The 6,611-nt window shown below is 67.3% G+C and carries 10 protein-coding genes; 8 read left to right on the forward strand and 2 right to left on the reverse strand.

What is annotated here, in order from left to right:
* Positions 1–171: 171 nt before the first annotated feature.
* Together AUP43_RS04925 and AUP43_RS04930 are read right to left on the reverse strand one after the other, a co-directional pair.
* Positions 172–654, reverse strand: coding sequence for an Hpt domain-containing protein (locus AUP43_RS04925; RefSeq protein ID WP_067553372.1), 483 nt, complete (start codon positions 652–654; stop codon positions 172–174).
* Positions 655–716: 62 nt separating this feature from the next.
* Positions 717–1,202 (reverse strand): response regulator, encoded by a 486-nt coding sequence (locus AUP43_RS04930; RefSeq protein ID WP_067553373.1) that lies wholly within the window; start codon positions 1,200–1,202, stop codon positions 717–719.
* A gap of 459 nt (positions 1,203–1,661) precedes the next feature.
* Here AUP43_RS04930 and AUP43_RS04935 point away from each other — a divergent pair, with 459 nt between their 5' ends.
* The 8 genes from AUP43_RS04935 to AUP43_RS04970 are packed head-to-tail and all read left to right on the forward strand — an operon-like array spanning position 1,662 to position 6,604.
* The gene (locus tag AUP43_RS04935; protein ID WP_067553377.1) at positions 1,662–2,411 is read left to right on the forward strand and encodes a YebC/PmpR family DNA-binding transcriptional regulator; all 750 of its coding nucleotides are present in this window, start codon (positions 1,662–1,664) and stop codon (positions 2,409–2,411) included.
* 14 nt (positions 2,412–2,425) lie between these two features.
* Positions 2,426–2,938: a crossover junction endodeoxyribonuclease RuvC gene (ruvC, locus tag AUP43_RS04940; protein WP_067553378.1), complete on the forward strand. Its 513-nt coding sequence runs from the start codon at positions 2,426–2,428 to the stop codon at positions 2,936–2,938.
* Positions 2,935–3,567: a Holliday junction branch migration protein RuvA gene (gene ruvA / locus AUP43_RS04945; protein ID WP_067553380.1), complete on the forward strand. Its 633-nt coding sequence runs from the start codon at positions 2,935–2,937 to the stop codon at positions 3,565–3,567. Before ruvC ends, ruvA begins: the two co-directional genes overlap by 4 nt.
* Positions 3,564–4,628 (forward strand): Holliday junction branch migration DNA helicase RuvB, encoded by a 1,065-nt coding sequence (gene ruvB, locus AUP43_RS04950; RefSeq protein ID WP_067553382.1) that lies wholly within the window; start codon positions 3,564–3,566, stop codon positions 4,626–4,628. Before ruvA ends, ruvB begins: the two co-directional genes overlap by 4 nt.
* Positions 4,621–5,103 (forward strand): tol-pal system-associated acyl-CoA thioesterase, encoded by a 483-nt coding sequence (ybgC, locus tag AUP43_RS04955; RefSeq protein ID WP_067553384.1) that lies wholly within the window; start codon positions 4,621–4,623, stop codon positions 5,101–5,103. Before ruvB ends, ybgC begins: the two co-directional genes overlap by 8 nt.
* A gap of 12 nt (positions 5,104–5,115) precedes the next feature.
* On the forward strand, positions 5,116–5,847 hold the full coding sequence (gene tolQ, locus AUP43_RS04960) for a protein TolQ (protein ID WP_067553386.1): 732 nt from the start codon (positions 5,116–5,118) through the stop codon (positions 5,845–5,847).
* 4 nt (positions 5,848–5,851) lie between these two features.
* Positions 5,852–6,292, forward strand: coding sequence for a protein TolR (gene tolR, locus AUP43_RS04965; protein ID WP_067553388.1), 441 nt, complete (start codon positions 5,852–5,854; stop codon positions 6,290–6,292).
* Positions 6,293–6,346: 54 nt separating this feature from the next.
* On the forward strand, positions 6,347–6,604 hold the full coding sequence (locus AUP43_RS04970; protein ID WP_067553390.1) for a hypothetical protein: 258 nt from the start codon (positions 6,347–6,349) through the stop codon (positions 6,602–6,604).
* Positions 6,605–6,611: the final 7 nt, after the last annotated feature.

The following is a 6,611-nucleotide window of genomic DNA, read 5'->3' on the forward strand; positions in this document are numbered from 1 at the left end:
CATCCCTCGCCCCGGAAGGGGAGAGGGATGCGGAGACTTATGAGCGTGAGCGAATTAGTCGGAGCTGGGTGAGGGGAGGCGGCACCGTCCGCGCCGGTCTCCCCTCACCCGGCTTGCGCTAGGCCCGTTCCTCGCCCAAGCCGGAGCTGGGTGAGGGGAGAAACCGCGTCCTCAGCGTTCCTCGCGGACCAGGGTTTCCAGGCCTTCGGCGATCTGGGTGCCGATGGCGTGGCCCTCGCCCTTCATCTGGTTGTGCAGCACGGCGCGGATGGCGTCGACATGGGCGCGCACGATTTCCATCTGAGTGTCGTTCGCCTTGGTCATGCCGTCGATGAAACGGCAGAGCGAGCCGCAGATCCGGGTGATCAGCGGATAGTTGAAATTGGTGCCAAGCCCGCGCAGATCGTGCGCCAGGTCGAAGATGCGCCTGGCCGCCGCCGTGCAATCCTGGGGCTGGGCCTTCATCGCCTGATAGGCGGCCTGCATTTCCTTCAAGTCCGGCTCGGCCTCGGCGGCGAGGTCGATGGAGGCGGTGAATTTCTCCATCGCCGCTTCCGCCTTGGCGATAGCGGCGGCGTTCAGCGCGCGCGGATCGTTCACATATTGCTTGAGCTTGTTGGCCGGATGAATGATCTCGACGTCTTTTTTCGCCATGGCAGCGCCTTCATCTCACTCGTGCTCTCGCCCAGGACGGCCGGGCACTGGGATATCTTAGCCTATTCCTCGTCCGCGCGTCTCTCCGGTCCGTCGAAGGGCATGTTCTTGCGCCGCCGGTCGGGGCCGAAATAGCGCCCTGTCCTGATGAAGGGGCGGCGGTTGGTGACGATGGAATGGATGCGCGCCAGCAGGCTCTTGGCGGTCACGGGCTTGGCCATGAATTCGTCGATGCCGGAATCGCGCGCCACCTCCACCTTCAGCCGCTCGGTATGGCCGGTCAGCATGATGATCGGCACGAACGGGTCCGGGCTGTTGCTGTCCTGGCGCAGGTAGCGGGTGAATTCCAGCCCGTCCATCGGCTCCATGTTCCAGTCGGTGATCACCAGGTGGATGTCGTTGTTGCGCATCCGCTCGATGGCGTGCTCGCCGTCACGCGCATCGATGATGTTGCGGATGCCGATGGCCTCCAGGATCGCGCGCACCAGCGAGCGCATATGCCGGTTGTCGTCGGCGACCAGGACGGTGAGCTGATCTATTCTCGACATGCGGAATGGCCTTCGATGCCGAGAAACCTAGCGCGACGGGGCAGCGGACGGGGCGACGGACGGGCCGGCCCCCGGGAATGGCGAACAGCAGGGCGCTGGCAGGATGACGCCGGGGGCGGGCTGGGCGCGGCGGTCGGTGGGCTGTAATCGCATCTCGTCTCGGCTTTCCCTGCGGCATGGCGCCGCGCATTGCTGCTATCTTGCCGGCCCCGGAGAAAAAACACCCCGCGGAAGCGCGGGATACCGCAGTCTACAGAATTCTCTTGCATGGCGCATGGCATTTGTTAAGCCCAGCAACGCCTTAACCGAAGGCTGCCGGCGCGGGCAACGGATCCGTCGGCGCGGCGTTAGGCCCGCACCGGCGGAATTGCGCGGATGCAGCGGTTCCGCGTGCGGTAAGACACTAGATTTGGTATAAGATCGTCGACTTATACGGGTAAGGAAACCGAGGACAGGCGCATGGCCGGCCATTCACAATTCAAGAACATCATGCATCGCAAAGGCGCGCAGGACGCCAAGCGGGCAAAGCTTTTCACCAAGATCGCGCGCGAAATCACCACCGCGTCGAAGATCAGCGACGACCCGTCGTCCAACCCGCGCCTGCGGGCTGCGATTCTGTTGGGGCGGGCGAACAATATGCCGAACGACAATATCAACCGCGCCATCAAGAAGGGTACGGGCGGCGACGGCGATGCCGATTATGTCGAGATGCGCTATGAGGGCTACGGTCCCGGCGGCGTCGCGGTGATCGTCGAGGCGCTGACCGACAACCGCAACCGCACCGCCGCCGAGGTGCGCGCCGCCTTCTCCAAGCATGGCGGGTCGCTGGGCGAGACCAATTCGGTGTCCTTCATGTTCGACCGCATCGGCCAGGTGGTCTATCCGGCCAAGGCGGCGGAGGCCGAGGCGATGTTCGAGGCGGCGCTGGAAGCCGGCGCGGAGAATGTCGAAAGCAGCGAGGAGACGCACGAGGTCACCTGCTCGCAGGAGGATTTCGCCGCCGTCCGCGACGCGCTGGAGGAGAAGTTCGGCGCGCCGCAGAGCGCCGGGCTGGTCTGGCGGCCGCAGAACACCACGCCGGTCGACGAGGAAAAGGCGGCCTCGCTGCTGAAGCTGATCGACGTGCTGGAAGATAATGACGACGTGCAGACGGTCGCCGCCAATTTCGAGATTTCCGAGGATGTCCTCGAAAAGCTGACGGCGGCGTAAGGCTGGAGAATGACATGCGGCTGATCGGCCTCGATCCGGGGCTGCGCAACACGGGGTGGGGCGTCATCGACGTCGAGGGCACGCGGCTGCGCCACGTCGCCAACGGCGTGGTGCGTTCCGACTCGGCGTTGGATATCGCCGGCCGCCTGCTCCAGCTCAACCAGGGCGTGGCGGAGATGCTGGAGCGCTACCGCCCCGACGAGGCCGCCATCGAGGAGACCTTCGTCAACAAGAACCCGGAATCCACGCTGAAGCTGGGGCTGGCGCGCGGCGCGGTGATCCTGGCCCCGGCCAGCCGGGGCATCCCGGTCACCGAATATGCGCCCAACCGGGTGAAGAAGGCGGTGGTCGGCGCCGGCCATGCGGCGAAGGAGCAGGTGCAGATGATGGTCCGCACGCTGCTGCCCGGCTCCGACGCGGGCGGCCCGGACGCCGCGGACGCGCTGGCGGTCGCCATCTGCCACGCGCATTTCCGCCAGACCTCCCAGGTCTATGCCCGCGCCCTTGCCCTGGCGGCGGCGAAATGATCGCCAAGCTGCGCGGCAAGGTGGACAGCGTCGCCGCCGATCACCTGGTGGTCGATGTGAACGGCGTCGGCTATCTGGTTTTCGCCTCCGCCCGCACGCTGGACCGCATGCCGAAGCCGGGCGAGGACGTGTCCCTGCGCATCGACACCCATGTCGGCGAGGACCATATCCGGCTCTACGGCTTCCTGGAGGCGGCGGAGCGCGACTGGTTCCGTCTGCTGCTGACGGTGCAGGGGGTGGGCGCGCGCGTCGGCCTCGCCATCCTGTCGGTGCTGACGCCCGACCAGATTCTCCAGGCCATCGCGGTGAACGACCCGAAGATGCTGGCCCGCGCCGATGGCGTGGGGCCGAAGCTGGCGGCGCGCATCGCCAACGAGCTGAAGGACAAGACCGCCAACCTGTCGCTGGCGGCGATCACGGCGGCCGCGCCGGCTGCCGCCATGCCTGCCTCCGGCGTCGCGACCGGGACCGCCGCCGGGGTCGCGGGCGATGCGCTCTCCGCGCTGGTCAATCTGGGCTATGGCCGCACCGAGGCCTTCGCGGCGGTGATGAAGGCCAGCCGGGCGCTGGGCGAGGGGGCCGAGTTGCAGGCGCTGATCCCCGCCGCCCTTAAGGAGCTGGCGGCATGATCGACAGCCCGGAGCGCATCGTCTCCCCGGAGCCCGAGGGCGTCGAGACGCAGGACAATACGCTGCGGCCCTTGAGCCTGGACGATTTCGTCGGCCAGAAGGCGGTGCGCGAGAATCTGCGCATCTTCATCGAGGCGGCGCGCGGGCGCGGCGAGGCGCTGGATCATGTGCTGTTCGCCGGCCCGCCGGGCCTGGGCAAGACCACGCTGGCGCAGATCGTGGCGCGCGAGCTGGGGGTGAATTTCCGCGCGACGTCCGGCCCGGTCATCGCCAAGGCCGGCGATCTGGCGGCGCTGCTGACCAATCTGCAGCCGCGCGACGTGCTGTTCATCGACGAAATCCACCGCCTTAATCCTGCCGTCGAGGAAGTGCTCTATCCCGCGATGGAGGATTTCCAGCTCGATCTGATCATCGGCGAGGGGCCGGCGGCGCGGTCCATCCGCATCGATCTGCCGCCCTTCACGCTGGTCGCCGCGACCACGCGCAGCGGCCTGATCACCACGCCCTTGCGCGAGCGCTTCGGCATTCCGCTGCGGCTGAGCTTCTATGAGCCCGACGAGTTGCAGCGCATCGTCGCGCGCGGCGCCGGCCTGCTCGGCATGCCGCTGACCACGGAAGGGGCGACGGAGGTTGCGCGCCGCTCGCGCGGCACGCCGCGCGTCGCCAACCGGCTGCTGCGCCGGGTGCGCGACATCACCGCCGTCGCCGGCCTGACGGAGATCGACGCCGCCGCCGCCGATGCGGCGCTGGCCCGGCTGGAGGTCGACAAGCTGGGGCTGGATTCGCTGGATCGGCGCTATCTGCGCAGCCTGGCCGAAACCTATATGGGCGGGCCGGTCGGCGTGGAGACGATGGCGGCCGCGCTGGGCGAGCAGCGCGACGTGCTGGAAGAGGTGATCGAGCCCTATCTGATGCAGCAGGGGCTGGTGCAGCGCACCCCGCGCGGCCGCATGCTGGCCCCGCTGGGCTATCGCTATCTGGGGCTGGCGATGCCGCAGGACCGCGCCCAGCAGCTCGACCTGTTGGGCGCCGCCGAAACCGACGAGGGGCTGGATGTCTGATCCGGCCGCCGGTTTCGCGGAGACGGCGGAGGGGCGGGTGCACCGCCTGCCGCTGCGCATCTATTACGAGGATACCGATGCCGGCGGCATCGTCTATCACGCCAATTACCTGCGCTATGCCGAGCGTGCGCGCACCGAGATGCTGCGCGATCTGGGCTATGACCAGGTGGCGTTGCTGCGCGACCCCGGCATCGGCTTCGCGGTGCGGGCCTGCACCGTCGATTTCGTGGCGCCGGCGCGGCTCGACGACCGGCTGGAGGTGGCGACGCGCCTGCTGTCGGTTGGCGGCGCCACGCTGGAGGCCGAGCAGCGGGTGGAACGCGGCGGCCAGCTTCTCGTTCGTATTCTGGTACGCTTGGCCTGTATCGGCGCGGGGGTCCGCCCGGCGCGGCTTCCGGCCGCATTGCGCCAAGCGCTTCAGGGCCTGATTCATCCAACTTCTGCCATCTTCATAATGACACTGCTCGCCAGCTAGGAGAGTGCGTCCATGGAACCAACCGTAGTCGATTCGGTCGCTTTGGCCGGATCAATGGCCAGTCACGATATGTCCCCTCTCGGCCTGTTCCTGCAGGCCGACTGGATCGTGAAGACCGTTATGATCATGTTGCTGGCGGCATCGCTGTGGTGCTGGGCCATCATCTTCGACAAGATCATGACGGTCCGCCGCCTGCGCCGCCAGGCGGAGCAATTCGAGGAATCCTTCTGGTCCGGCGGATCGCTGGAGGATCTCTATGACCGCATCGGCAACCGGCCGAGCGATCCGCTATCCTCCATCTTCGCCGCCGCGATGCGCGAATGGCGGCGCTCGGCGGCCAAGGGGCTGACCGCGACGGGGCAGTTGCGCGCCTCGCTGCGCAACCGCATCGACCAGGCGATGAACGTCACCATCGGGCGCGAGATGGAGACGCTGGAGAAGAACATGCCGTTCCTGGCCTCGGTCGGGTCGGTGGCGCCGTTCGTCGGGCTGTTCGGCACGGTGTGGGGCATCATGAATTCCTTCAGCTCCATCGCCGTGTCCAAGAACACCAGCCTCGCGGTTGTGGCGCCCGGCATCGCGGAGGCGCTGTTCGCCACCGCGCTGGGGCTGGTGGCCGCGATTCCGGCGGTGCTTGCCTATAACAAGATTTCCGGCGACCTCGCCAAATACGCGGCGCGGATGGAGGCCTTCGCGGTCGAGTTCGGCTCCATCCTCTCGCGCCAGCTGGACGAGGGGGACTGACCGCATGGCCATGAAGCTCGGCAACGGGCGGGGCGGCGGCCGGACTGGCCGCTACCAGCCGATGAGCGAGATCAACGTGACGCCGTTCGTCGATGTCATGCTGGTCTTGCTGATCGTCTTCATGGTGACCGCGCCGCTGCTCACCGTCGGCGTGCCGGTCGATCTGCCGAAGACTCAGGCCACCCAGCTGCGCGACCAGGTAGAACCGCTGGTGGTGACGGTGAACGCGGAAGGCCGGCTGTTCATCCAGGAGACCGAGACGGATGCCCAGCAGCTTATCCCGCGGCTGAACGCGATCGCCCAGAACAAGCCGGAGACGCGCATCTATGTGCGCGGCGACCAGGCGATCAATTACGGCCGGGTGATGGAGGTGATGGGGCTGATCAGCCAGGCTGGCTACGCCAAGGTGGCGCTGATCGCCGAAATGCCTCAGGACCGCCGGTAGGCGGCCTTGATCGCACCCCAGACTCGATCCTTTAGCAGGTAGGTCCAGGCAACGATGCGTAAGGGGCTGACCCTCTCCGTTGGGCTTCATGTGGCGGTCATCCTGATCGCCTGGTTCGGCTTGCCCAATCTGCGCAAGGAGCATGAGATCCAGGAAGAGCCCGTGGTGGTCGATGTCGTGACGCTGTCGCAGATGTCGAACCCGCCGGCTCCCGCGCCGCAGCCCACGCCCTCGCCGGCGGTGAAGCCGGTGCCGCCGCAGGTCGCCCAGGCCACGCCGACGCCGCCCCCGCCGCCCCAGCCGGCGCCGTAAATGCAGA

This window comes from Oceanibaculum pacificum, from assembly GCF_001618175.1.
GTDB lineage: Bacteria > Pseudomonadota > Alphaproteobacteria > Oceanibaculales > Oceanibaculaceae > Oceanibaculum > Oceanibaculum pacificum.